This window comes from Pedobacter paludisoli (genome assembly GCF_052344095.1).
Taxonomy (GTDB): domain Bacteria; phylum Bacteroidota; class Bacteroidia; order Sphingobacteriales; family Sphingobacteriaceae; genus Pedobacter.
Genome location: NZ_CP179926.1, coordinates 260,899 through 287,336, shown reverse-complemented (window position 1 = coordinate 287,336; position 26,438 = coordinate 260,899). Strand labels below are relative to the sequence as shown.

Here is a 26,438-nt window from a genome sequence, read left to right as displayed (position 1 = left end):
GCAAACTAACTCCTAACGTCAATTAAAAGTAATGCAAATTAAAAAAAATTTGTTGACTGGAATATTTTTTATTCTGATGTCGACATCTTATGCCCAAAATTTAGGTTCTGTTAAAGGAACTGTTTCCGATGAAGCTGGTTTCCCCTCTCCAGGAATTGTAATTAAAGTAAAAAACACTTCAATCGGCACGCATACCGACAATGATGGAAAGTACATTATCGATAAATTAACTAGCGGAAAACACATACTCATTTTTAGTGGAATTGGATATACCACGCAAGAAAAATCAATTAATGTTGTAGCCGGTCAAAGTGCAACGCAGAACCTCAAGCTGGTCTCTGTGGCTAATGAAATGGAAACCGTTCATGTGCACGGACGCACAAAAGCCGAGGAAGTAAATAGGCAAGCCTATAACGTTACAGCCATTGACGCAACAAAACTTTACAATACCACACTAGATATTGCAGGTGCCTTAGATCGTGTATCGGGAGTAAGAATGCGCGAAAGCGGTGGTGTAGGCTCTAACTTTTCACTATCGATTAACGGTTTTTCAGGTAACCGAATTCGTTATTTTATCGATGGGATACCCATGGACAATTTTGGTTCTTCTTTTCAAATAAACAACATCCCAATTAACTTAGCTGAACGCGTAGAGGTTTACAAAGGTGTTGTACCCATGTGGTTAGGCTCTGATGCCTTAGGAGGTGCTATCAATATTGTAACTGCTCAAAGAGCCGGCCAATATATCGATGCTTCTTATTCATTTGGTTCATTCAATACACATCGTACGGTTATTAATGGAGGAGCTACCTTAAAAAATGGTTTAACCTTTCAATTAAATGCTTTTCAGAATTACTCAGACAACAGCTATCGGGTTAAAGTGGAGGCGTCAGACATCAATACAGGTGCCTATGCTCCAGCTGCCTACCTGAATCGTTTTCACGACAATTACCATAACGAAACATTGATTGCCAATGTTGGTTTGGTAAACAAATCTTTCGCCGATAAATTATTAATTGGTGTAACCTTAGGTAAAAATTACAAAGAGATACAAACCGCAGCTAGAATGGTAGCGGTGTATGGAGCATTCCATACGACAGGTAATATCATCATGCCGAGTTTGAAATATAGTAAAACAAACTTAGTTAAAGGACTTAGCTTAACTTTAAATGCCAATTACAACTTAGGTAACGAAAAACGAATCGATACGGTCAACGGTCGATTTGATTGGTATGGAAACTTTAAACCTATTGGAACAAATGGTGAAAACTCAAGGTCACTTTATAACTACAAAAACAACAATGGTTTAGTAACGGCTACGGCAAACTATGAACTAAACGAACGACATAGCCTTGCTTTGAGTAATGCTTTGAGCTTGTTTAACAGAAAAGGTTTTGATGAATTAAAACCGTTGAACACCACAGAAGAGCCACCAAAACGCACCAATAAAAATGTGTTAGGTTTAGGATATAGTTACAACATCCAAAATAAATTCAGTGCTACTGTTTTTGGAAAATACATTTACCAGAATATTATTACGACCAACACTGGAATTAACCAACCGCCAATAGAGAAAACGGGTTATGGAACTGCCTTAACCTATTACTTTAACCGGAACTTCCAAGTGAAGGGTTCTTACGAATTAGCGAACAGAATGCCCGAAGCGAATGATATTTTTGGCGATTTAGTGAATCAGGAAGGAAATCCAAATTTAAAACCCGAGAAAAGCGACAACTTTAATGTTGGCTTCACATACGACTTCGCCTTAAATTCAAACAATAAATTCAGCATCAATGCAAGTGGAATTTATCGCTATGCGAAGGACTTTATTTATACCCGTCTAAACCAAAACCAAAGCAAATATGTACCCGATAACCGCGATGGTGTACGAACCTATGGTGGTGATGCAGAAATCAGGTATTCGTACAAAAATTGGTTAACAGCAGGTTTAACAGGTACCTACCAATTCCTTCAAAACATGCAAAAAGTGGAAGATGGATACACGGGTGTAAGTCCTCTTTACCTCGACCAAATGCCTAATATTCCGTATTTATTTGGTAATGCCGATGTATCGGTTTCCATTAAAAATGTGGGCAAGAAAAACAACAGTTTAAATTTAGGTACAAACGTACTTTATGTACATGAGTTCTATTTGTACTGGCCAAGCTTGGGTGAAGAAAAATACAACATCCCACAACAATTGGCTGTCGACTTAAACGCTGTTTACAGTATACAAAATGGCCGTTACAATATTGGCTTAGAGGCTAAAAACATTACCGATGCTTTGTTATACGATAACTTTAGTTTGCAAAAACCGAGCAGAGCATTCTACTTAAACATCCGCTATTTCTTTAATAAAAAACCATAAATAATATCTAAAATGAAAATGAATTTTACAAAAGCCTTGGCAATGCTTGCTATGGCAGGAACCCTTGCTTCGTGCTCAAAAGAATCAGAAAATCCTACCGAAGAAACGAAAGGAAATTATATCATCACAGTAACTCCTGTTGCTTCAACCGCTGTAGCAGATTATTTATTAACCACCAACAGCTTAGAAACTGGAACGATTTCTCCAGCAGGTAAAGGTATTGAGCAAGATGGAACGTATCGTTATTATGTAACGCACAACAATAAATTCTTTAGTATGTTATATGGTCAGGGCAATCCAGGCGCTGTAACTACCTACAACATTCAAGATGGAAAATTAACTAAAATTTCAAATTTCCAATCGGAAACGGTACAGGCTTTTGCTCCGGTTAATGACGATATCTTATTAACAAAATTACCTAGAACGATTAACGCTACTGGCGCAACGAACATTACATGGTACCAAGTAAACACCAACAGCCTATTAATTTCTGCTACTGGCACTTTAGATGCAATGGCCCCTGGTAATAATGGTGAAATTGCACACTTTAGTTGGTTACAACAAGTAGGAAATAAAGTTTTTGCTCCATTCTTTTCAATTAAAAACGGAAGTTTCTGGACAGACCATCCTGATGAAGCTTGGATTGCAGTATACTCTTATCCAGGTATGCAATTAGAAAAAACAATTAAAGATAACAGAACAAGTTTCATTGGTCGTTATTTCACCAACGGTTTAGGTGTAGTTGAAAACGGCGATACCTATGCGTTCTCTTCTTCGGTAGCTGCTAATGAAGATTTATCAACTGCTGTAACCAACGATTCAAAAATTACGTCAACCAAACCTTCGGCTATTACCAGAATTAAATCAGGTACTACTGAATTTGACCAAACGTATTATTTCAATTTCGAAACTGCTTTAACTGGCTATTACATCACCAACTGGTTATATATTGGTTCAAACACATTCGTTGCGCAAGTTCAACCAATTGCTAGTAAAGGTGCCTATACCGCTGGTAAAGAGTTAGCTATTGTAAATGTGGTAAACAAAACCGTAACGAAAGTAACTGGATTACCTGCTTTAGCAGATATTAAAAGTGTTACAACCAACAACTACACACCAAAAGACAGTAAAACTGCCTATTTTGGTATTAACTTAACTGCAGGTGGTGGATATATTTACAAAATCGATGCTGCTACGGCAACTGCAACACAAGGTTTAAAAGTTGATGCAGGAACAATTACTGCAGTACAATATTTAAAATAAAAATTAACGCTATACATTTAAAAAAAGATTAGTTGACCAGGGTCAACTGATCTTTTTTTATACATGAAATTCGCTTCAAATTAGTGCGCTAAAATACTTTTAATCACCTCTGCATATGGTGTTGTAGGTCGTCCAATTAGCTTCGACAATGTTTTACTATCATCAAACAAACCGCCTTTCGACGCACCAACATCGCTATCGGCAAGTAGATTCGCGAAAAATTCTGGCAATCCAATACTGGTTAAAATAGCAGCAAACTCTGCCTCAGGTAAGTTTTTATACGGAATAACTTTACCTACCTGTTTCGAAACTTCAGCAGCAAACTCCGTTAGGGTATACGCCTCATCACCCGCTAATTCGTAAACCTTATTTTCGTGACCGGTAGTGGTTAAAACCTCTGCTGCAGCCAAGGCATAATCCTCGCGCGTAGCCGATGCTATCTTCCCATCCCCTGCACTTCCAATAATCGCGCCTGCCGCTACCGAATCTTTAAGCGTTCCTGCATAATTTTCGGTATACCAACCGTTACGTAAAATCGTGTAGGGAATACCTGAAGCATCTAAGGCCTTCTCTGTTGCCAAATGCTCAACACCCAAACCCAAAGGAGAAGTATCTGCATGCAAAATACTGGTGTACACAATCCAATTTACCCCAGCCACTTTTGCTGCCGCAATCACATGATTATGTTGCGTTTCGCGCTGTCCAATTTCGTTACCAGAAATAAGCAACAAGGCATCAATCCCATTCAAAGCATCCGCTAAAGATGCTGGTTCCGTATAATCAAAAACCCTGGCTTCAACACCTAAAGTAGCCGCCTTATCGCGATTACGCACCAAAGCAACCACATTTTCAGCTGCTGTTCTTTCTTTTAATTTAGCTACAACAATTTGACCCAATTGTCCGGTAGCTCCTGTAACTCCTATTTTCATTTCTTTTAATTATATGATGTTATGAATACTCTTTTATAAACTGTAACAAAAACAATTACATTTAAGTCCAAAAAAAAATTAAACAAACGCTTCTAAAAAGAAAGCCAATGTTTTCTCGCCCAAACCTTTCAGTACCTCCTGCTCGGTTTCCATATAAAGCGCATCCAAGCGAACATTTATTTGCTTCCCAACCGGACACATTTCATTTGGATTTTGATTTTTCTTACCCAAAACTTCCGACGTCTTTACTGCTCTATAAATATCCGACAGCAAAATCTTCTCCTTCGCTTTCCCCAACATTACCCCGCCATCTTTTCCTTTTCTACTAACCACTAAACCTGCATTATTCAGCACGCTTAACTCCCTCCGAACCACAACCGGATTGATCCGAATGCTGCCTGCAATAAACTCCGAGCTGTGCCATGTATCTGGCATAGCCGCCAATAAAGTCATAATGTGAATCGCTGTTGCAAACCGTGTATTGTTCATATCCGTCACAAATGTAAACACAATTTTAATAGTAACAAAAATTATTACAATTAAATTTTCATAAATAAAATCACCTTCCAAAAAAAATTGCCGATGAAATCTTTCATCAGCAAAAAACTATTTACGAATTAACTTTTTCAGTTCCATCAAAATCTCCACATCCCTGGCTCTTATTTTCCCTTCCCGATTGGGCGGTGCATTTAAGATTAAAATATTGTCTTGTGCCGTGGCAATTGTATAACTTTTATGCAACTCTTCAAGGGATTTATACACAGTATCTTTTGTATTATAAAACCATTTAGAACTCATGCAAATAGTCGATTCCCAAGGCATATAGTACATTTTTCCGTTATGCGAAAACAATTTCGGGTCTGGGTTTGCAGGTAAATACGGATCTCCTAACCTAAAATCACTTGGAAAATAACGAATTGGATACCCTTCTTCTTGCTTTTCTGGCAATAAATGACGCGTATCGGGTTCTTCCGGAGAACCAATCGACCAATTTATACCTACCTGACACTCCGGTTCGCGGTTCTTAATAACCGTATATATTTTTGAAACAGGCCAACGTTCGCGTTCCTTCATCCAACCGCCGTCAAACCAAAACTCCACAACATCCACTTTATTTTTTTGGGCAACTTCAATCAATTCAACCAACTGTTTTACCATATATTCATTGTAGGTTGCATCCAAATCCTTGTCTTTCACATTTCCATTCTCATGCCTATCCCATAAAGAATAGTACAATCCCAAGCCTATGTTATACTTTTTACAAGCCTTCGCCACCGCATCCACCACATTCGTTTTATTCGGCGAGCTCGCCACATCATAGCTCGTGTATTGGCTATCCCACAAACAAAACCCATCGTGATGCTTCGTTACTAAAATAACGTATTTCATTCCGGCATCCTTAGCTGTTTTCACCCACTGTTCCGCATCAATAGCCGAAGGCGTATACGTCAATGGCGACAAAGAACCATCCGTCCATTCTTGATCATGAAAAGTATTCATTCCAAAATGTAAAAACATACCATACTTTCGCTTTATTTGCTTTAGTTGCTCCGGAAAGGGCTTCGTATGCGCAAGCGGTTCAGCATAATAGCCATTATTTTCGTGTAAAACGGACTGTGCCCGCAACTCGCTCAAGACTAAAATTAAAAATAAGAGTAATAAGGATACTCGCTTCATGTGTAGATAAAATTTGGTTAATTGCATTAAAACTACTTATTTAAGGAACCCTATCAAAATATTTTTTTTTGAAAAGCAACGCCAACAATTCCCTTAACGTTTACTCCAGCTATCCATTGTAGCCAAGCAGAAAAAGCTTGGGCTGCCATTCCTATCTGGTTTAGGCCACGCGGGCATCTGCTCCTCCTTAACAGATACTACCCCTTCCAAAATAGCTCCCTGGCCATTCTTTGTTAAAAAAACTGTAAAAATCATATTACTCACAGCCTTTTATCGCCATGCAAACTGATTATCGCCTTAAATTAACTATCTTTAAGCATAGTGATTTTCTTAAAATGAAAAACAACTCCTCGCCCCTAACAAAACAAAAGAATAATAAACTCATTGTGCTTAGCGTATTGGCAATTTGCCTATCCCTAATGGTTTTCGCTCATTCCGAAAAACCACACAACGAAGAAAAAAATCCTGCTAAACAACAAATACGAGTCGTAAACGATAGTATTCAATCGGTTCAAGCATTTACCAAAGTATACAAAGTATTAATGAGCCCCCGGTGCATGAACTGTCACCCATCAGGCGATGTTCCGCTGCAAGGAGATGACAGCCATATTCATTCTATGCTCCCAAAACGTGGTAGCGATGGAAAAGGCATGCTCTCCATGAAATGTATGAACTGCCACCAACCCGAAAATACAGCCGGTGTGCATACGCCTCCGGGAAATCCAAATTGGCATTTACCGCCAGCCAATATGAAAATGATTTTTCAAGGTAAAACCATGAACCAATTGGCTAAACAATTAACAGATAAATCTAAAAACGGTAACAAAGACCTCAAGGCGTTAATTGCCCATGCCGACGATGCCTTGGTAAAATGGGCTTGGCAACCCGGTACCGGACGCAGTTTACCACCGCTTTCGCACCAAGAATTTAAAGATGCCTGGATTACCTGGCTCAAAACCGGAGCCTATGCCCCTGCAAAATAACGCCTAAAAACCTGGACTAAAACACCAACATTATGATTACACTGAACGTAAACGGCCAAACACATCAAATAGACGCAGATCCTGAAATGCCTCTTCTTTGGGCATTAAGAGATTTAATTGGACTAACCGGAACCAAATTTGGCTGTGGCGTAGCACAATGCGGAGCCTGCGTTGTACACCTCAATGGCGAAGCCGTACGTTCATGCGTGGTTAAAGTTAAAAGAGCCAGTAACCAAAAAGTAATCACCATTGAAGGGCTAAGCAAAAACAACAACCACCCCCTTCAAGAAGCCTGGCGCGAAATAGATGTAGCGCAATGCGGGTATTGCCAAGCCGGACAAATCATGTCGGCGGCAGTATTGTTAAAAGAAAAACCCCATCCTACCGATGAAGATATAGACCAAGCCATGAGCGGCAATATTTGCCGTTGTGGAACACATGTTCGAATCAGAAAAGCCATTCACACTGCCGCAAACAAACTAAACACCAAGTAACATGGAAACCGCATTATCAAGAAGAAATTTTCTAAAAATATCTACCCTAGCAGGTGGAGGCATGTTAATTGGCTTTTCCTTGTTCGATGGAGAAAGCATGGCCCATGAAACAAACGACGCAATAGAAGCAGCCATCAACATGTACATCAAAATTGGTGCAGATGATACCATTATCCTTTTAGCGCCCAATCCAGAAATAGGCCAGGGAGTAAAAACCTCCTTACCGCTCATTTTAGCAGAGGAATTGGAAGTCGATTGGAAAAAAATAAAAGTAGAATTCTCCCCTGTCGACCGAAAATATGGCCGACAAACGGCTGGCGGAAGCGGTTCTGTACGCGGAAGATTTACCGAATTACGCAACGCGGGAGCAGCCGCTAAAGAAATGTTGATTGCCGCCGCTGCTGAAACCTGGGCTGTAGCCACAAACGAATGCAGCGCTGAAAATGGCTACGTTATGCATACTTCAAGTGGCAAAAAACTCAGTTACGGCAAATTAGCCTCAAAGGCTGCTAGCCTGAAGGCACCAGAAAAACCTGTTCTGAAAGACCCCAAAGATTTCAAATACATTGGCACACGCGTGACGGATATTGATGCCTATAAAATAACCGGTGGCGAGGCCCTTTTTGGCATCGACACACGACGCAAAGGCATGTTGTTTGGGGTAATTGCACGTGCACCAGCCTATGGAAAAACCTTAGGAAATGTTGATGACAGCGCAGCCTTAAAAATAGCTGGGGTAAAAAAAGTTGTAAAACTCCCAAATGCAGTTGCCGTATTAGCCACCAATACCTGGGCTGCCATAAAAGGACGCGAAGCTTTGGTCATGGATTGGAAAACATCCACCAAACTAGAGAACTCATCAGAGCATTTTGCTAGCTTTAAAGAAATGCTGAATAAAAAATCAACAGGCACTCCCAGTAGAAACGATGGCGATGTAGATGCAGCCAAACAAAATGCAGCAAAGGTATTAGAAGTGTACTATGAAATACCCACGCTCAGTCACGGTCAAATGGAGCCTTTAAATTTTTATGCCGATGTAAAACCAGATAGTGTGGAGTTATTTGGGCCTACACAAGTTCCCGGTCAGCTCAAAAGTGCCGTAGCAAAACAACTCAACATTCCCGAAACAAAAATTACAATTAACAGCCCCCGCCAAGGCGGTGGATTTGGGCGTAAATTAATGACCGATAGTGGTGTAGAGGCCGCTATGGTTTCTGCAGCGGCGCAATGTCCGGTTCAAATACAATGGACGCGTGAAGATGATATGCAAAATGATTTTTATCGCCCGGCCGAAATGTATCGCTATCAAGCGGCCTTATCAAGCGATAGTCTTTTATCATGGCACCAATCAGGTGTTGGCATCGGTGCTGGTCCTCGTGGAGATAGCTATATTGGTGGCACCCTAGCCAATTATCGTGCAGAATCGCAAGGCCTGACCAGCAACACTCCTACCGGCTGGTGGCGTGCGCCTGGTGCTAATACGCTTGCTTTTGCTGCAGAAAGTTTCATGGATGAGGTGTGCACCTCCCTAAAAAAAGACCCTGTTGCTTTTAGAATCGCTATTTTTAATCAAGCAAAATCCAATCCAATTGGCAAACTAAACTATGATGCTGATAAGTACTTAAGCGTCGTAAATCTGGTAGCTGAGATGAGCAATTGGGGCAGCCAATTGCCCGGTACATTTAGAGGCTTCGCTACTTGGTTTTCATTTGGTTCGTATGCCGCACAAGTGGTCGATATACAAATGATTGATGGAAAACCCCGTGTTGTAAAAGTATTTTGCGCAGTCAACTGTGGAAGAGTCATTAACCTGAGTGGTGCTGAAAACCAAGTTCAAGGGGCTATAGTTGATGGCATTTGCCATGCCATGTTTCCTAAAATAACTTTTGTGGACGGAGCCGTTGAGCAGAAGAATTTTTACAGTTACCCCATGCTGCGCATGAACGATGCTCCCTTTGATGTAGTCGTAAAATTCGTTGACACGCAAGAACCTCCAACGGGATTAGGTGAACCTGGCTTACCACCGGTAGCACCCGCATTGGGAAGCGCTATTTTTGCCGCAACTGGGCAAAGACTTCGAAAGCTACCTTTCATGGATTATTTTAACGAAAAGCAAAGCTAAAAAGGTCTTTCTTCGTCTAAAAACATTTATTATCAACAATGATTGAGCCCTTCGTTTCAGTTTTCATCCGCATGTAAAACAAATTCATATTGGTTGGAACCCATTTGCAGGTCGCTCTGATGGCTCACCCAAATCACCGTTGTTGATTGTTCTTGAAGCAATTGTTTGATACGCGGAATAATTCGATTTTTCAAAGCCTCGTCTAATGCCGCAAACGGCTCATCCATCAACAACAATGTAGGCTTAGTCGATAAAGCCCTTAAAATTGCCAAGCGTTGTTGTTGCCCACCTGATAACTGTTTGGGGTAACGATTTTGATACGCTTCCATTTCTGCAATTTCGAGCAATCGTTGGATGTAGGCAGTATCGGCTGTTCCATAGCGAAGATGTTCTGTCACGGTCATATTCGGAAACAAGGCATATTCTTGAAACACAAAACCAATGTTTCGCGCTTGTACGGGCTTTGAATAAGCAGATTCTTTATCGTACCAAAGCGTCTCTCCAAAACGGATATTTCCTGCATCTGGTTGTACCAAGCCCGCCAAAATTTTCAATAAGGTAGTTTTCCCCACGCCCGAAGGTCCCACAATACGGGTGATAGCCTGCATGTGAAAGCTGGTTCTTACCCGCAACTCCCATCCAAGACTTTTATCTCCTAATTTCTTTTCAATATCAATTTCTATCATTCGAAAGGACTTTTAACGGCTTTTCTATTCAATAAAAACATGCCCATCACAATTAAAAAAGTGAGTGCAAACAAAATCAATGCATAGGCATTCGCCGAGCGATAATCCATTATTTCAACGGCATCGTAAATGGCAACCGAAGCCAATTTAGTTTCTCCAGGAATGTTGCCACCAATCATTAAAACGACCCCAAATTCGCCGAGTGTATGCGCAAATGTAAGCACCGAAGCCGTAAAAACAGAGGCCTTAATGTTCGGCAATAACACCTTAAAAAAAGTTTCTCTGTTAGATTTACCCATGGCATATGAAGCTTCGGCCATCGATCGCGGTAAATGAGAGAAAGCAGTTTTGATTGGACTAATCATAAATGGGAGACTGTAAATAATAGAAGCCAGCACCAAACCTGTAAACGAAAAAACCAACTGTACATTCACATGTGTTTGCAACCATTTACCCAACCCATTATTTGGGCTAAACAATAGTAATAGATAAAAACCCAATACCGATGGCGGCAGCACCAACGGCATGGTAATCAACGCCTCAACCATCAACTTACCCATATTTTGCTTACGCGATAACCAATAAGCAATAGGTATCCCTAAAAACAAAAGAAAAAAAGTAGTAATGGTTGCAAGCTTTAAACTTAGCCAAATCGGTTCTAAATCCATTGGGTTATTTTTTTAGTTGGGCAAATGATATCCGCTATGCGCGATAATCTTTTTTGCCGCTGCAGAAGAAAGATACTCATAAAATTTATTTGCGGCATCACGTTCAGCGGTTTTTGCATGCCTCAATAAAATGACCGATTGTTCAATTTTTCGATAGCTTTTCGAATCCACACGCGTCCATCTAAGTTTCGATTTATCCATTGCATCGTATAAAAAGGATTCGGTGGTAAATCCAACCTCAACTACAGCCTGCAAAATGTAGGTATTGACCTGAGAAATGCTCTCGCCATAGACCAATTTAGACTGAACAGCGCTTAGCTTATAAAAAGCCAGTGCTTCTTCTGCTGCTTTTCCGTATGGCGCAAGCTTTGCATTGGCTATGGCAATTTTGGTTACCGCCGGACTACTGAGCAGCTTTTGCCAGTTTTTCAATTCTGCATCCATTTTCCCACACACGATTAAACTTCCTAAGGCATATATTTTGGGCGTTTTGAGGCCAAAACCTGCCGTATAAAGCTTTGCTGGAAATTCCGTATCGGCTGATAAAAACAAATCGTAGGGAGCTCCATTCATAATTTGGGCAGTCAATTTCCCCGATGCGCCAAGGATAATCTCCATTTCTATCCCGGTTTTCTTCTTAAAATCAGCCTGCAACTTTTTAATAAGTCCTTGTGCATTGGCCGCCACTGCTACACGCAAGGGCTGTGCCGGCGCATGCGCACTAAAAAAGAACATACACAAAAATAGAAACGCGAATGGCAGGTGATTAACAGCTTTTGCGGTACGTGGTTTTACTTGAGTCATTTGTTTTATTTTGCAAAGCCAATTTTAATGTTGGTAACTTGTTTTATACACCTTGCTGGTCTTTTATCTTTTTCTACAATCATTCTAAAAGGACCATCCGCAGCCGGCAATGGTTTCGCATCCATGGAATCCACAAGCAAAATAACATTATCCGAGAAATCGGCATCCAACTCGGCTAAAGAAAAAATAATTTGATAGCCATCACTTGCTTCTACAAGAACATACTTGGTCAAATTTTCTCCGCGAAGCTCTTTTCCCAAGGTGGTTCCAGCTTGTTTTAACAAGGCACTGAGCAGCACGCCCGCATACACATGATTATTTCCATCGCGGTCTTTCTGAGTAAGTAACTGATGCGGCATCTTTTGCACATCTGCTGCCGACAAATTTAAGGGGTTGTTTACCTCGCCCGTAATTTTAACTCTTGCTTGTGCGTGAGACCGAAACGAAGCGCCTAAGATTAGGCACAAACCTATCAAAGCTGCTAGACTATTTTTTTTCATTCGTTGATTTTAAAAAGGGATTTGAAAATTTCTGATTATGGATAAAGGTAGAATCGGTTAGCGTATGTAAGAAGGCAATCAATTCTTTCTTTTCAACTTGTGTTAATTGAAGCGCAGTTCCACCTTTCTCATTCGATTCATGCTGCAAAAAAGCACTCAAAGCCTCAGAAGATTGTATGTGTTCGCTGTAATGCGCGATTACGTCATCCAAGGTTGCAAACCGTCCGTCGTGCATATAAGGAGCCGTTAAGGCGATGTTTCGGAGCGTGGGTGCTTTAAATCGACCATGGTCCATTGCTACGCCCGTTAACGATTCAATCCCAGTATCTGCATATCGATTATCGAGACCATTGTTGTGAAAAAGTTCCAGATAATTTTTAGGTCCTCCGTGGCAATGTGCACAATTGGCTCCACGAATGCCTTTATCAGGATTTGGCGCCGTATTAAACAGCTGCATCCCGCGGTTTTCTTCTTCCGTTAAAGTAGCCTGCTGTTGCAAATAGCGGTCGTATTTGGAGTTTGCCGATATCAACGTACGCTCAAACTGCGCTAAAGCTTTCAATACCCGTTCATGCGTAATTTTTGCATCGCCAAAGGCCGCTTTGAAAAGTACCGGATAATACCTGATGGCTTGTAATTTTTGGACAGACTGTTCCAAGGATTGTCCCATTTCATGCGCATTCGTCATCGGAAAAAACGCTTGTTCCTCCAGACTCGCTGCACGTCCGTCCCAGAAAAACTTTCGCGACCAAAGCACGTTAACCAAGGCCATACTGTTGCGACTGGTTTCCTGTCCATCTACGCCTAGGCTCAACTTTTTCCCGTCGGTAAAGGCTCTTTCCTGTTGATGGCAAGTAGCACAAGAAATAGCATTGTTAGCCGACAAACGAACTTCATAAAAAAGATGTCTACCAAGATAAACCCCTTCATTGGTGGTTGGATTATCTTCCGGAATCGTTATTCGATTGCCAAAATAGCTCGGATATACAAAAGCATAGGGTCCCTTTTGTAATTCATCGGTCTCAAAAGTTAAAGACATCAGTAAAAAAAGCATAAAAAAAACCACAGGAAAAACGATTAAAAACAACTGGCCTCGTTTGTTTAATTTATACTTCAAATGACTCATAGAAATGAATAAATCGCGCTAATATTTCTTGTTTTATGCTGAAAAATATGTTAGAAATCATCAATTCTTTGCAAAACCTAACATTCCTCACGAAAATAGGTATTTACGATAGATTATTCAGCAATTGAACGGTATATCTCACCAAAATTTAAAGATATGGACGGTGTTAAGTGAGGAGAATTTTATTTTTCGGTTCACAAAACCGAAAATGTTATCCTTGTGATGAACGAAGCAATCTATGAGTCGTGCAACGGCTATCTTTTAATACTTCCGATGTACCTTTTTCTATCTCTAGACTTTCGGCCCCTAACTCCGGACTTTCCGACCTCCGACTCTTTCCTTGCTTGCCTCTTGCCGGCAGGGCATTTACTTTTGTGGGCCAAAAGTAACCAAAAGCCTTTGTCAATCCGACTAGGCAGCTTTGCGCACTTGGCCTTTGCTCAAAACAAAAACAATATCGCTGGTTTTGCGGAGATTGGTTTTGTAACCATATTTTATTAATCCCACAAAACTGAATAAAACAATGCTCGGTTGTGAGTATTCGAATGTTGCTGCTCCTGTTTTTGTTTTTCCTGCTGCAGGGGGTACATCCCGAGCATTCGGGGTTGACGGGCGTTCTTGGGTTACTAACTGCAATTTTGAACGTTTTTTTTACTAGAATGTGGCTCAAAAACATCACTTTTTCACCATGCTTATCTTCGGACTTTCTGACCTCCAACTTCCCGACTTTCGAACTAAACTTGCCTCGTTTCACAATCAATGAAAAGCACTGTTGAAATTTTGGTTATATTTTAAAAATGGAATGCTATTTTATGAGTAATTTTAGTCGATTTACAAACGTTCCGAAATGAAAGAAATAAGCGATATTCTTGCTGCCTACCAAATGACCGAAAAAACCGGCTTAAAAACGGCTTTAGCTACGGTGGTTCATGTAGAAGGCTCTTCCTATCGTCGACCCGGCGCTCGAATGTTGATTACAGAAAATGGCATGCTCACAGGTGCCATTAGTGGCGGATGCTTAGAAGGAGACGCACTGAAAAAAGCCTTAACAGCTATTCATCAGCAAGAAAACAAATTGGTCACCTACGATACAACCGACGAGGAGGATGCGAAATTTGGTGTTCAACTAGGCTGCAACGGCATTGTACACATTTTGTTCGAACCTATTAAACCCAACGATGCCTTTAATCCCATCGTGCTTTTATCTGCCATCCGGAATCATCGCCAAAATGCCATCATACTTTGCTTGTTTTCTTTAACTGAAAAAGCACAACCGGGAACCCTTTTGTATTACAGTGCAGCACATAAAATTAACCAACTACCCGAAGCATGGCAATCAACAGGGGAAAATGCTGCTGCAAAACGTTTGTTTGATCAAAAATCGAACTTTATTAGCCATGGAACGCAAACGGCCTTTTTAGAATTTATTCCGCCTCCAATTTCGCTGATAATTGTGGGTGCTGGAAACGACGCACAACCCTTGGCGTCCTTTGCGCATCAATTGGGCTGGACCGTAACAGTTATCGACGGCAGACCAAGTCATGCTCAAATACAGCGTTTTCCATCAGCCGATACTGTATTGGTGGCTAAACCCAATGAAGTCCTGCGTCATGTAACCATCGATTCCCATACGGCATGCGTGCTCATGACGCACAACTACAATTACGACATTGAACTATTGGGTTTATTACTGAAACAGCCTCCGCCATATTTAGGCACCTTGGGTCCGAAGAAAAAATTAATAAGGATGCTAGAAGAACTTGGTGCCCTTACCGAGAGCAATCACATTAAAATTCATGGTCCCGTTGGTCTCGATATTGGCGCTGAAACACCGGAAGAAATTGCCATCTCTATCATCGCCGAAATTAAAGCCGTTTTTAGTGGAGCAACCGCTAATTTTTTAAAAGATAAAGAGGCTCCTATCCATCAACACGCCATTCCTTTCCGCGCATGAGCACCGGAATAATCATATTAGCCGCCGGGAATTCCAGCCGTTTAGGACGACCGAAACAATTGCTTTCGTTTAAAAAAGGAACATTGTTAAGCAACACCATTCGCGCTGCCAAGGAATCGCTCCTTAGGCCCATTATTGTTGTGTTAGGCGCCAAAGCCGAGGAAATTTACGCAAAAAACAAAAGCGATGAAGTACATTTTATCACCAACCCAAACTGGCACATGGGGCTTTCCAGCAGCATTTCGGCGGGTGTAAATGCGCTTCTAAACCTTGAGCCAAAGCTTCAGAATATTATTGTATCGGTTTCCGACCAGCCATTTATAGAAGCAGACATTTTTACCGCTTTACGCGATAAAAAAGGCCAAAGTGCTAAAACGATTGTTACCAGCACATATGCCCAAGCCATGGGCGCTCCCACCCTCTTTAACCAGCGTTTTTTTCAGGAACTGTGTTTATTGACAGGAGATACGGGAGCCAAATCAATTATTCAAAAAAATCAAACCGAAGTAGATTATATTGCTTTTGACTTGGGCGAAATCGATATCGATACCGAAGAAGATTACCTTAAATTGGAAGATACCAAAACATGATTTCTGTAGAAGAAGCAAAAAAACTTATTTCAGAAAATACTGAGCCGCTTAAAGCGGAGACACTGCCATTAGAAAAACTTTTAGGCCATGTATTGGCTCAAGATATTATAGCACCAATTGACATTCCAGCCTATAAACAATCGGCTATGGACGGCTATGCTTTTGCTTTTGAACCACTCGTGAAGGAATTAACATTAGTAGGCGAAATGGCTGCCGGAACCGATAAAAACATTTCGTTAGCGCCGGGCGAAAGTAGTCGGATTTTTACCGGGGCGCCACTGCCTACGGGAGCTGATACCGTCATTATGCAAGAGCATGTTCAGGTAGTTGACAATAAAATTATTTTAAACAATCCTAAACTGGAAAAAACTTCCAATGTACGCCCCATTGGCTCAGAAGTAAGTGCTGGAGCCTTGGCAATGCAAAAAGGCGATTTAATCAGCCCTGCGGCCTTAGGTTTTTTGGCTGGAATTGGCATTACCAACGCATTGGTTTATCCCTTCCCAAAAATAGGCATTATCTTAACCGGAAATGAGCTGCAAGCACCGGGCGAAGAGCTGTCTTTCGGAAAAGTATACGAATCCAATTCATATGCACTCAAAGGAGCACTCCAAAAAGAGGGTATTACGCAAATTACCTGTTATTGGGCTATGGATAGTCTGCAAGAAATTACAGATACTCTACAAAATGCCCTTAGCAAAAACGATGTAATCCTCCTAACGGGTGGAGTAAGTGTAGGCGATTACGACTTTGTCTTAAAAGCTGCTGAAAACTGCTCCATCCACAAGGTCTTTCATAAAGTAAAGCAAAAACCGGGTAAACCGCTTTTTTTCGGAACAAAAAACAAACAACTCATTTTTGGATTGCCGGGCAATCCTTCATCCGTATTAAGTTGCTTTTACAATTATGTCTTACCAGCATTAAAAAGCATATCCCATCAAAGCAATTCAACGAAAATTTTAAAAGCCACACTACAAAAAAACCTTAAAAAAGCTGCCGGACTCACACATTTCTTAAAGGGATTTTACCAAAACGGTATGGTTATCCCGCTCGATGCCCAAGAATCGTATAAACTAAGCTCATTTGCTGTTGCCAATTGCTTGTTAATCCTGCCACAGGAACAAGAGAATGCGCAGCAAGGCGATACCATTGACATCCTTCTCCTTCCGGAATAGGCTGCCATCATCACAGGCTTTTTTAGCAAAATGAAAATGGGAATAGCAATAATTTTAGAAAAATCTCGACATTTATCGAGATTAATTAGATAACAGCCGCTTTAATAGGATACATGAACGTGGACCAAGAACGATACAGCAAACAACTTCTATTAGATGGATTCGGGGAAGCCAAACAACGCCAATTGGCCCAAGCCAAGGTTTTGGTTATTGGAGCCGGTGGATTGGGCTGTCCTGCGCTTCAGTATTTAGTGGCAGCAGGCATCGGTACCATCGGTATCATCGACCACGATACCGTTAGTCTGTCAAACTTGCACAGGCAAATTCTTTATAGTACGGCCGATATTGGTCAGTTAAAAGTAGAAGTTGCCAAGCAAAAACTCCACAACCTGAACCCCGACGTGCAGATAACAACCTATCCCTTTCAACTCAAACAACACAATTGTTTGGAAATTTTGACTGCATACGACTATATTTTTGATGGGTCTGACAATTTCGCTACCCGGTATTTGGTAAACGATGCCTGTGTGTTGCTTCAAAAACCCTTCGTCTTTGCCGCGATAGCTACGTATGAAGGTCAATTAGCCGTTTTTAATCTACCAAACAAGGACGGTAAAACCTGCAATTACCGCGATGTATTTCCGGTTCAACCCCAAGCAGGTGAAATTTTAAATTGTGCGCTAAACGGCGTTTTAGGCGTTCTTCCTGGTATAATCGGGGTAATGGCCGCTACAGAGTTAATCAAAATCATTACCCAAATTGGCACTTCCCTGTCGCATAAATTTTTACACTACAACCTACTAACAAACGAACAATTGATACTCAACATCCATCCGCAACAAAATTACCCTATGCCGAAGTCGGAGACAGAATTTTTAGCAACCGCTTATGAAGAAAACTGCGAAAGGATGCAAGAATATACTGAAATCGATATTCAAACCTTCCAAAAGCTATTAGAAAATCCAGCTTGTTTAGTCATCGATGTACGCGAACTACACGAACATCCCAAGCTAAAAGATACGCGAATCGTGCAAAAACCGATGTCTTCTTTTGAAACAACGCTTGCACAACAATTTGATGAAGAGCACTTGGTATTTATATGCCAACACGGCATTCGAAGCGTAGCCGCCGCCGAGTATTTCTATGAAAAGCACGGAAGAAACAAAAAAATTTACAGCCTAAAAGGAGGCATCTCCAAGTGGAAGGCGCATTTCTAAATCCCATTATCAGCCAAGCGAAAGAACATAAAAATGGTAAACATCACAAAAAAATCAAATACCCTCCGAATCGCCATTGCAAGTGCCACCGTTTCGATGTCAAAACAAGCCACTATCGACGCCTTGGTACAACGTAAAATTCCTAAAGGCGATGTGTTCGAATTTGCGCGCGCTGCAGGTTTATTTGGTGTTAAACGCACCTCCGATGTCATTCCCGATTGCCATCCTTTGCCGGTTGAATATACGGCAATAACCTACGAAATTGTTGGGCTTGAGATTTTCATTCGTGTAGAAGTGCACACCATTTACAAAACAGGCGTTGAAGTAGAAGCCATGCACGGCGCATCGGTAACCGCCTTAACCATGTACGATATGCTCAAACCCATCGACAAAGGTGTAGAAATTAAAAACATTCGTTTATTAGAAAAAAAAGGCGGTAAATCTGATGTACAAAACCAAGAATTCTCACATCTCAAGGCGGCGGTACTCGTTTGTTCCGATTCCGTTTTTCATAAACAAGCAGAAGACACATCGGGCAAACGAATCATCGAAAAATTGAAGCAATTTGCAATCGATACGCAAAAATACCAAATCATACCCGACGAAATGGAGCAAATTCAACAGGAAACAAAAGCCATTAGCCAAGCATACGATTTATTGCTCATAACTGGAGGCACGGGCCTTTCGCCAAGAGACGTTACACCCGAAGCAATTACTCCTTTACTCGACAGACAAATTGATGGCGTCATGGAAATTGCAAGAAAATACGGACAAGAACGAAGCCCTTACGCCATGTTATCACGCGGAATTTGCGGTTTCATTGGCAAAACATTGGTCATCACGCTACCGGGCTCCATAAAAGGTGTAGAAGAAAGCATGGATGCACTTTTCCCGCATATTTTGCATGTTTTTAAGGTACAAACCGGCGCTAAGCATGATTAATTTTGAAAAGCAAGAAACTGCTGTAATGAATGCCTGTCGGGCTATCCATTATAGTCAAGCTGAAAAAGCTTGAGCTGCCATTTCTATCCCGTTTAAATACGCAGGCTGCTGCAAATCACTTACACCAAGCATGCAGCACAAAACGATATCTCAATTTAAATTTCGTCAAAAAGTAATGCAGCATTTTTTGTAGATGATACATCCAACCCATACCTTAGAAATAGTCCTAAAATCAAATTAATTTTATCATTTAAAAAACAATTTGGAAATTCTAAAAACTTTTCCATAAGTTTACTTCAACTTTAGGGGTGTCTGTAACGGACTGAGATAATACCCTTTGAACCTGATGCAGCTCATACTGCCGAAGGGAAAAGTAACAGCAACGCTATTTACAAAATAGCATGTTTTCTTTCCTCTGTACAGGACCATTCCTAACGTTAACTTATTTATTTTACAGCAACTTTAGGGGTGTCCATTTGGACTGAGATAATACCCTTTGAACCTGATGCAGTTCGTACTGCCGAAGGGAAAAGTGACAACAAGTATAGCCGCTATATCTTGTTTTCTTTCCTCCATACAGGGCCATTCCTAAACGTTGATTTTTTAACTTAAGAATGGAAATCACTGTCAATCATCAAACGTATCAAGTAGGCAATCCCTGCACATTAATGCAGCTTATTCAAGAAATATTAAGCATTCCACTTAACGGAATTGCGGTAGCCATTAATCAGGTCATCATTTCAAAAAAGAGTTGGGAAAACATTGTCCTCCGTCCCAACGACCAAATTATGATCATCAAAGCCACGCAAGGCGGATAAATCCCTCAACAAAAAGTAAACCATGAAACAAGAAAAAATCCCAACCGACAGGGTATTAAGCACTACCCCATTTCCGGCCTCTAAAAAAATTTATGTATCGGGAAAATTGCACGACATACAGGTAGCAATGCGCGAAATTACCTTAAGCGAAACCAAATTGCATGGCCGATTTGGCGAAACGGAGCCCAATGCACCTGTTACCGTATACGATACAAGTGGTCCCTATACCGATCCCAACGTAAAAATCGATGTAAAAAAGGGGTTATCGCCTTTGCGAAAAAAATGGATTTTAGACCGAGGGGATGTGGAACAATTGGATGGTATTTCATCTATATATGGGCAAGAACGCTTAAACAACGAAAATCTCGATTATTTACGGTTCAATCCTACCACCAAACCCTTATGTGCTAAAAAAGGCATGAATGTTTCGCAAATGCATTACGCAAAAAAGGGAATAATCACGCCCGAAATGGAGTACATTGCCATCCGTGAAAATCAGCGTATCGAATTGCTCGAAACGCAACTCCAGGGACAATATGCCGTTATGAACCATCAACATACAGGGCATAGCTTTGGCGCCAACACTCCAAAAGGCTATATCACACCAGAATTTGTGCGCCAAGAAGTTGCAGCAGGTAGAGCTGTTATTCCGGCAAACATCAATCATCCTGAAATAGAGCCCATGATTATTGGTCGAAATTTTCTGGTAAAAATTAACGCCAATATTGGAAATTCGGCGGTAACCTCAACCATTGAAGAAGAGGTAGAAAAGACGGTTTGGGCATGTCGTTGGGGCGCCGACACCATTATGGATCTTTCAACCGGAAACAACATACACGAAACCCGCGAATGGGTTATCCGTAATTCACCAGTACCTATCGGAACCGTTCCGATTTATCAGGCCTTAGAAAAGGTAAATGGCAAAGCCGAAAATTTAACCTGGGAATTGTTTCGCGATACGTTGATTGAGCAAGCCGAACAGGGGGTAGATTATTTTACCATTCATGCAGGTGTGTTGTTGCGTTATATACCGCTCACGGCAAAGCGCATTACAGGGATTGTATCGCGTGGAGGTTCTATTATGGCTAAATGGTGTTTAGCGCATCACAAGGAAAACTTTTTATACACCCATTTCGAAGAGATTTGCGAGATTATGAAAGCCTACGACGTTAGCTTTTCTTTAGGCGATGGATTACGCCCCGGATGTATAGCCGATGCCAATGATGCAGCGCAGTTTGGCGAACTGGAAACCTTGGGTGAGTTAACCAAAATTGCCTGGAAGCACGATGTGCAAACTATTATTGAAGGCCCCGGACATGTGCCCATGCACTTAATTAAAGAAAACATGGAGAAACAGCTGGCACATTGCTCAGAAGCTCCTTTCTATACATTAGGGCCTTTAACTACCGATATCGCCCCCGGATACGACCACATTACCTCGGCCATTGGCGCTGCCATGATTGGATGGTTTGGAACCGCTATGCTGTGTTACGTTACGCCTAAAGAGCACCTCGGTTTACCGAATAAAAAAGACGTAAAAGATGGTGTAATTACCTATAAAATTGCTGCCCACGCCGCCGATTTAGCAAAAGGTCATCCCGGTGCACAATACCGGGATAATGCCTTGAGTAAAGCCCGATTTGAATTCAGATGGGAAGATCAATTTAACCTTTCCCTCGACCCTGAAACGGCGAAAGAATTTCACGACGAAACGCTTCCGGCTGAGGGCGCTAAAATTGCCCATTTCTGTTCCATGTGTGGACCGAATTTCTGTTCGATGAAAATTACACAAGATGTACGCGATTTTGCAAAAGAAAACGGCATGCAAGAAGCTGAAGCTTTAGCAAAAGGATTGGAGCAGAAATCGAAAGAGTTTACCGAAAAAGGAAGTGAAATTTATTTGTAATGGAACTCGTTGTACTATCCCATCCTGAGTGCATTAGCAACGAAGCAAAGCTGATAAATAGCCTTTTTGAAGCTGGTATGGATCGCTTTCATTTGCGTAAACCTACTTGGGAAAGCAGGAATATAAGTAGTCTTTTGAAAGCGATACAGCCGCATTTCCATCCGCAAATTGCCTTGCATCAACACCATGTACTGCGAAATGATTTTGCTATTCAAAACTTGCATTTTCAGCAGCAGCATCGGATAAAAACAACACCGGAAGAGCTTATGCTGCTCAACGCTCAGGAATATACCTTAAGCACATCGTTTCATGACTTAACCAGCTTAAAATCGCTCAGTAATTTTCAGTATGCTTTCTTCAGTCCTGTATTTAAAAGCCTTTCGAAGCCAAACTATCCCGGCAAAATAAGCGATTCGTTTCAATTAGAAAAAAAAGACCTCAGTACAAAAATCATCGCCCTAGGTGGAATAAGCGACACCAATTTGAAAACGGTAAAAGAAATGAACTTTGATGGAGCAGCCATACTTGGGGCCTTGTGGATTCGTCCTGAGGATGCCGTTAAACGCTTCAAAAAATTAAACACCCTATTAAAAAACATGCAACATGATTGACAAACTACACTATATTTCGCAAGAACCTGAAAATGGAACGCATCTAAGCGCCATTCAAGCTGCGCTTGACGCAGGGGTTCGATGGATTCAGTTAAGAATTAAAAATCAACCAGAAGAAACTATTTTCAACACCGCACTGGCAGCAGCTCAATTGTGTAAAACATACCAAGCGAAACTAATCATCAATGACTATCCGGAAATTGCCCTAAACGTTGGTGCATACGGTGTACACCTGGGTTTAGAAGATATGCCAATTGAAAATGCACGGGCAATTGTGGGCAAAAACACCATCATTGGGGGAACGGCTAATACACTTGACCAGGTGTTACAACGCATTCAAGAAGGGGTAGATTACATCGGTTTAGGGCCCTATCGTTATACGAAAACGAAAGAGAAATTAAGCCCTATTTTAGGTTTAACTGGCTACCAAAATATAATGGAGCAGTTACAACAAAGCGAAATCAAAACACCCATTATCGCCATTGGTGGTATAGTATCAAGCGATATTGCCGAATTGCTCAAAACCGGTTTACATGGTGTTGCAGTCTCGGGCGCAATTACCTATGCTCCAGATGCTTTGACAACAGTTAAAAATCTCTATCAGCAATTAAATAATCCTCATTTAATCGAAATTTAAATACCTTACGATGTTAAAAATAGCCGATAAAACATTTAGCTCGCGTCTTTTTACAGGCACCGGAAAATTCAGTTCATCTGCCTTAATGAAAGAAGCACTCCTGTCATCCGCTTCTGAACTAGTTACAGTTGCCTTAAAACGAGTCGATATTAAAAACAATGAGCAAGACGATCTATTAGCGTGTTTAAAGTACCCGCACATCAACCTATTACCCAATACTTCTGGTGTGCGCAATGCTAAAGAAGCCATTTTTGCTGCCCAATTGGCTCGCGAAGCGCTGGAAACCAACTGGATAAAGTTAGAAATCCATCCCGACCCAAAATACCTCATGCCCGACCCTATTGAAACTTTGAAAGCAACGGAAGAGTTGGCAAAATTAGGTTTTGTCGTTTTGCCGTACATACACGCCGATCCGGTTTTGTGTAAACGCTTAGAAGATGTAGGAACTGCTGCTGTAATGCCATTAGGATCGCCTATTGGAAGCAATAAAGGTTTAAAAACGATTGATTTTTTAGACATTATTATTAGCCAAAGTAATGTTCCGGTAATTGTAGATGCGGGCATAGGCTCACCTTCTGATGCGGCCAAAGCAATGGAAATTGGCGCCGATGCCGTTTTGGTTAACACAGCCATTGCCGTTTCACGAAATCCAGTACAAATGGCCGAAGCTTTTAAACTGGCTGTAGAAGCCGGACGTATGGCTTTTGAAGCCAAATTAGCTCCTCTTGTTTCACATGCTGTAGCCAGCAGCCCTTTAACTTCTTTTTTAGATGAATAGCTTTAATGAACTTTTTGAAACCTATAATTGGGATGAAACCAAGGCCAGTATTTATGCAAAAACTAGCCGGGATGTAGAAGCTGCTTTAGCCAAGGAAAAAAGAACGTTAGAAGATTTCAAAGCACTCGTTTCGCCGGCCGCAGCACCGTATCTTGAACAAATGGCATACATGAGTCAACAATTAACGCTAAAACGTTTCGGAAAAACCTTGCAAATGTATGTGCCTTTGTACCTATCTAACGAATGCAGCAATATTTGTACGTATTGCGGTTTTAGCTACACGAATAATGTAAGACGAAAAACCCTTTCCTCCATCGAAATTATGCAAGAAGTAGCCGTGCTTAAAGAAATGGGATACGACCATGTTTTGCTCGTTACCGGAGAAGAGAACCAACATGTGAATGTCGATTACTTTAAAAAAGTTCTGGAGCTCATTCGACCTTATTTCTCTCACATTTCGATGGAAATACAACCTTTAGATTTAGAAGAGTACCAACAACTAACTCCGTACGGTTTAAATACAGTTTTGGTTTATCAGGAAACCTATCATCAGGAGGATTATAAAAAGCATCATCCAAAAGGGAAAAAATCGAACTTTAAGTACCGCCTAGAAACTCCAGACCGATTGGGCCAATCGGGTATTCATAAAATGGGTTTAGGGGTGTTAATCGGTCTTGAAGACTGGAGAACCGATTGTTTTTTTACAAGCTTGCATCTTCAGTATCTCGAAAAAAAATATTGGCAAAGCAAATTTAGTATTTCCTTTCCCCGACTGAGGCCCTTTAGTGGTGGACTGGCGCCTAAAGTAGAAATGAGCGATCGTGAATTGGTACAACTCATTTGCGCGTATCGACTCTTTAATCAAGAGGTTGAATTATCCATTTCCACACGCGAATCGGCTGCTTTCCGGGACAACATCATCAAACTAGGAATTACGTCCATAAGTGCTGGTTCCAAAACCAATCCCGGTGGGTATGTGGTTGCGCCTGAATCGTTAGAACAATTTGAAATTAGCGATGAACGAACTCCTGCCGAAATTGCCCAAGTAATTCGTAAACAAGGCTACGAGGCGGTATGGAAAGATTGGGATAATTGCTTAGTTTAAATCTAATTATGCTTCAAAATAACGAACTTAAACAGTACAATCGCCAAATTATTTTACCCGAATTTGGTATGGCTGGTCAGGAAAAATTAAAAGTTGCCAAGGTACTAATTATAGGTGCTGGGGGATTGGGCTGCCCTGTGTTGCAGTATTTAGCAGCTGCTGGTGTTGGACACATAGGCCTTGTAGACGATGATTTAGTGGATGTAAGCAACTTACATCGCCAGATTTTATTTTCTGTAGCCGATGTTGGCCAAGCGAAAGTTTTGGTTGCTAAGAAAAAACTCGAGATACTTAATCCTTTGGTATCTTTGTTAGCTTTTCCAGAAAGGATAACTCCTGAGAATGCCGCAAGGCTGATAGAACCTTATGATTTGATTGTAGATGGGTCAGATAATTTTCCAACACGGTATTTGGTAAATGACACCTGTGTCGCGCTGAACAAACCATTGGTATTTGGTTCAATATTTAAATTTGAAGGTCAGGTATCCGTTTTTAATTATCAAAATGGTCCCAATTACCGCGATGTATTTCCCGAAGCTCCGGAAAAAGATGAAGTACCCAATTGTGCTGAGATTGGTGTAATTGGCGTTTTACCGGGCATCATTGGAAGTTATATGGCCAATGAAGTCATCAAAGTTATTGCTCAATTAGGCGAAACGCTTTCCGGTAGTCTACTCACAATCAACACATTAAACAACAGTACCTATGTTTTTAAAATTGGCACCGAAACTAGCCCCTCTTTACAAGCAGAAGAGGAAGAAAAAACAAACCTCCATACCGAAACAGCGGAAATTTCGATGGAAATTCTAAACACGTGGTTACAGGAGCGTTCGGAAAGTGTTTATTTGGTAGATGTACGAGAAACATATGAATTTGAAGAGTATAACATCGGTGGCCACAATATTCCTTTCTATGAACTTCAAAATCATTTAGCGGATATCCCTAGTGATAGAAAGCTTGTATTTATTTGTCAAAGTGGTCAGCGCAGTAAAATGGCCATAAATTTGGCGCGTCCACAATTTAAGGGTGAAATGTTCAGCGTCAAAAATGGATTACAGAATGGTTTAACAAAATAATGCTTTTTT

At 41.0% G+C, this 26,438-nt stretch carries 26 protein-coding genes and 2 riboswitches; of the genes, 17 read left to right on the top strand and 9 right to left on the bottom strand.

Annotation, left to right across the window (positions count from 1 at the left end; translation table 11 throughout):
- Nucleotides 1-31: 31 nt before the first annotated feature.
- Entirely contained in the window at nucleotides 32-2,368 is a 2,337-nt protein-coding gene (locus tag ACJVDK_RS01190; RefSeq protein WP_443938494.1) for a TonB-dependent receptor, read from the top strand.
- A gap of 18 nt (nucleotides 2,369-2,386) precedes the next feature.
- Complete coding sequence (locus tag ACJVDK_RS01185) at nucleotides 2,387-3,631, top strand: DUF4374 domain-containing protein (RefSeq protein ID WP_443938493.1); 1,245 nt, start codon at nucleotides 2,387-2,389, stop codon at nucleotides 3,629-3,631.
- 80 nt (nucleotides 3,632-3,711) lie between these two features.
- Here ACJVDK_RS01185 and ACJVDK_RS01180 read toward each other — a convergent pair whose 3' ends face one another.
- From ACJVDK_RS01180 to ACJVDK_RS01170, 3 genes are all read right to left on the bottom strand, one after another.
- Nucleotides 3,712-4,560, bottom strand: a complete 849-nt coding sequence (locus ACJVDK_RS01180) for an SDR family oxidoreductase (RefSeq protein WP_443938492.1) — start codon at nucleotides 4,558-4,560, stop codon at nucleotides 3,712-3,714.
- Nucleotides 4,561-4,638: 78 nt separating this feature from the next.
- Nucleotides 4,639-5,049, bottom strand: coding sequence for an Rrf2 family transcriptional regulator (locus tag ACJVDK_RS01175; protein WP_443938491.1), 411 nt, complete (start codon nucleotides 5,047-5,049; stop codon nucleotides 4,639-4,641).
- Nucleotides 5,050-5,166: 117 nt separating this feature from the next.
- Nucleotides 5,167-6,237: an alpha-L-fucosidase gene (locus ACJVDK_RS01170; RefSeq protein WP_443938490.1), complete on the bottom strand. Its 1,071-nt coding sequence runs from the start codon at nucleotides 6,235-6,237 to the stop codon at nucleotides 5,167-5,169.
- A 335-nt stretch (nucleotides 6,238-6,572) separates the two neighbouring features.
- Here ACJVDK_RS01170 and ACJVDK_RS01165 point away from each other — a divergent pair, with 335 nt between their 5' ends.
- From ACJVDK_RS01165 to ACJVDK_RS01155, 3 genes are read left to right on the top strand one after another with little or no spacing between them, the layout of a single operon-like run.
- A complete protein-coding gene (locus ACJVDK_RS01165; protein ID WP_443938489.1) occupies nucleotides 6,573-7,220 on the top strand; it encodes a hypothetical protein in 648 nt (215 codons plus the stop codon).
- A 32-nt stretch (nucleotides 7,221-7,252) separates the two neighbouring features.
- A complete protein-coding gene (locus ACJVDK_RS01160; RefSeq protein ID WP_443938488.1) occupies nucleotides 7,253-7,714 on the top strand; it encodes a (2Fe-2S)-binding protein in 462 nt (153 codons plus the stop codon).
- A 1-nt stretch (nucleotide 7,715) separates the two neighbouring features.
- Nucleotides 7,716-9,836 (top strand): molybdopterin cofactor-binding domain-containing protein, encoded by a 2,121-nt coding sequence (locus ACJVDK_RS01155; protein ID WP_443938487.1) that lies wholly within the window; start codon nucleotides 7,716-7,718, stop codon nucleotides 9,834-9,836.
- Between the two features lie 56 nt (nucleotides 9,837-9,892).
- Here ACJVDK_RS01155 and ACJVDK_RS01150 read toward each other — a convergent pair whose 3' ends face one another.
- The 6 genes from ACJVDK_RS01150 to ACJVDK_RS01125 form a co-directional block, all read right to left on the bottom strand.
- On the bottom strand, nucleotides 9,893-10,522 hold the full coding sequence (locus ACJVDK_RS01150) for an ATP-binding cassette domain-containing protein (RefSeq protein ID WP_443938486.1): 630 nt from the start codon (nucleotides 10,520-10,522) through the stop codon (nucleotides 9,893-9,895).
- Complete coding sequence (gene modB, locus ACJVDK_RS01145) at nucleotides 10,519-11,190, bottom strand: molybdate ABC transporter permease subunit (RefSeq protein ID WP_443938485.1); 672 nt, start codon at nucleotides 11,188-11,190, stop codon at nucleotides 10,519-10,521. The genes ACJVDK_RS01150 and modB overlap by 4 nt, the downstream gene beginning before the upstream one ends.
- 12 nt (nucleotides 11,191-11,202) lie before the next feature.
- Nucleotides 11,203-11,994: a molybdate ABC transporter substrate-binding protein gene (modA, locus tag ACJVDK_RS01140; RefSeq protein WP_443938484.1), complete on the bottom strand. Its 792-nt coding sequence runs from the start codon at nucleotides 11,992-11,994 to the stop codon at nucleotides 11,203-11,205.
- A gap of 5 nt (nucleotides 11,995-11,999) precedes the next feature.
- Complete coding sequence (locus ACJVDK_RS01135) at nucleotides 12,000-12,494, bottom strand: molybdopterin-dependent oxidoreductase (RefSeq protein ID WP_443938483.1); 495 nt, start codon at nucleotides 12,492-12,494, stop codon at nucleotides 12,000-12,002.
- A complete protein-coding gene (locus ACJVDK_RS01130; protein ID WP_443938482.1) occupies nucleotides 12,481-13,533 on the bottom strand; it encodes a cytochrome-c peroxidase in 1,053 nt (350 codons plus the stop codon). The genes ACJVDK_RS01135 and ACJVDK_RS01130 overlap by 14 nt, the downstream gene beginning before the upstream one ends.
- 498 nt (nucleotides 13,534-14,031) lie before the next feature.
- The gene (locus ACJVDK_RS01125) at nucleotides 14,032-14,256 is read right to left on the bottom strand and encodes a hypothetical protein (protein ID WP_443938481.1); all 225 of its coding nucleotides are present in this window, start codon (nucleotides 14,254-14,256) and stop codon (nucleotides 14,032-14,034) included.
- Between the two features lie 211 nt (nucleotides 14,257-14,467).
- Between ACJVDK_RS01125 and ACJVDK_RS01120 the strand changes: the two genes are divergently transcribed.
- From ACJVDK_RS01120 to moeB, 12 genes are all read left to right on the top strand, one after another.
- A complete protein-coding gene (locus ACJVDK_RS01120; protein ID WP_443938480.1) occupies nucleotides 14,468-15,574 on the top strand; it encodes an XdhC family protein in 1,107 nt (368 codons plus the stop codon).
- Nucleotides 15,571-16,164: a nucleotidyltransferase family protein gene (locus tag ACJVDK_RS01115; RefSeq protein ID WP_443938479.1), complete on the top strand. Its 594-nt coding sequence runs from the start codon at nucleotides 15,571-15,573 to the stop codon at nucleotides 16,162-16,164. Before ACJVDK_RS01120 ends, ACJVDK_RS01115 begins: the two co-directional genes overlap by 4 nt.
- Nucleotides 16,161-17,339 carry a molybdopterin molybdotransferase MoeA gene (locus tag ACJVDK_RS01110; RefSeq protein ID WP_443938478.1) on the top strand — a complete coding sequence of 393 codons (1,179 nt, stop codon included), beginning with the start codon at nucleotides 16,161-16,163 and terminating at the stop codon, nucleotides 17,337-17,339. Before ACJVDK_RS01115 ends, ACJVDK_RS01110 begins: the two co-directional genes overlap by 4 nt.
- Nucleotides 17,340-17,452: 113 nt before the next feature.
- The gene (locus tag ACJVDK_RS01105; RefSeq protein WP_443938477.1) at nucleotides 17,453-18,556 is read left to right on the top strand and encodes a ThiF family adenylyltransferase; all 1,104 of its coding nucleotides are present in this window, start codon (nucleotides 17,453-17,455) and stop codon (nucleotides 18,554-18,556) included.
- Nucleotides 18,557-19,498: a bifunctional molybdenum cofactor biosynthesis protein MoaC/MoaB gene (gene moaCB / locus ACJVDK_RS01100; protein WP_443940022.1), complete on the top strand. Its 942-nt coding sequence runs from the start codon at nucleotides 18,557-18,559 to the stop codon at nucleotides 19,496-19,498. It begins immediately after the preceding gene.
- Nucleotides 19,499-19,792: 294 nt separating this feature from the next.
- A riboswitch (TPP riboswitch) is annotated at nucleotides 19,793-19,885 on the top strand.
- 67 nt (nucleotides 19,886-19,952) lie between these two features.
- Nucleotides 19,953-20,044: riboswitch (TPP riboswitch) on the top strand.
- 68 nt (nucleotides 20,045-20,112) lie between these two features.
- Nucleotides 20,113-20,316: a sulfur carrier protein ThiS gene (gene thiS, locus ACJVDK_RS01095; protein WP_443938476.1), complete on the top strand. Its 204-nt coding sequence runs from the start codon at nucleotides 20,113-20,115 to the stop codon at nucleotides 20,314-20,316.
- A 22-nt stretch (nucleotides 20,317-20,338) separates the two neighbouring features.
- Nucleotides 20,339-22,222: a phosphomethylpyrimidine synthase ThiC gene (gene thiC, locus ACJVDK_RS01090; protein ID WP_443938475.1), complete on the top strand. Its 1,884-nt coding sequence runs from the start codon at nucleotides 20,339-20,341 to the stop codon at nucleotides 22,220-22,222.
- Nucleotides 22,222-22,833: a thiamine phosphate synthase gene (locus tag ACJVDK_RS01085; protein ID WP_443938474.1), complete on the top strand. Its 612-nt coding sequence runs from the start codon at nucleotides 22,222-22,224 to the stop codon at nucleotides 22,831-22,833. The genes thiC and ACJVDK_RS01085 overlap by 1 nt, the downstream gene beginning before the upstream one ends.
- Nucleotides 22,826-23,470, top strand: coding sequence for a thiamine phosphate synthase (locus ACJVDK_RS01080; RefSeq protein WP_443938473.1), 645 nt, complete (start codon nucleotides 22,826-22,828; stop codon nucleotides 23,468-23,470). The genes ACJVDK_RS01085 and ACJVDK_RS01080 overlap by 8 nt, the downstream gene beginning before the upstream one ends.
- Before the next feature lie 10 nt (nucleotides 23,471-23,480).
- On the top strand, nucleotides 23,481-24,248 hold the full coding sequence (locus ACJVDK_RS01075; protein ID WP_443938472.1) for a thiazole synthase: 768 nt from the start codon (nucleotides 23,481-23,483) through the stop codon (nucleotides 24,246-24,248).
- Nucleotides 24,241-25,353 (top strand): 2-iminoacetate synthase ThiH, encoded by a 1,113-nt coding sequence (gene thiH, locus ACJVDK_RS01070; protein ID WP_443938471.1) that lies wholly within the window; start codon nucleotides 24,241-24,243, stop codon nucleotides 25,351-25,353. The genes ACJVDK_RS01075 and thiH overlap by 8 nt, the downstream gene beginning before the upstream one ends.
- 8 nt (nucleotides 25,354-25,361) lie before the next feature.
- On the top strand, nucleotides 25,362-26,429 hold the full coding sequence (gene moeB, locus ACJVDK_RS01065; RefSeq protein WP_443938470.1) for a molybdopterin-synthase adenylyltransferase MoeB: 1,068 nt from the start codon (nucleotides 25,362-25,364) through the stop codon (nucleotides 26,427-26,429).
- Nucleotides 26,430-26,438: the final 9 nt, after the last annotated feature.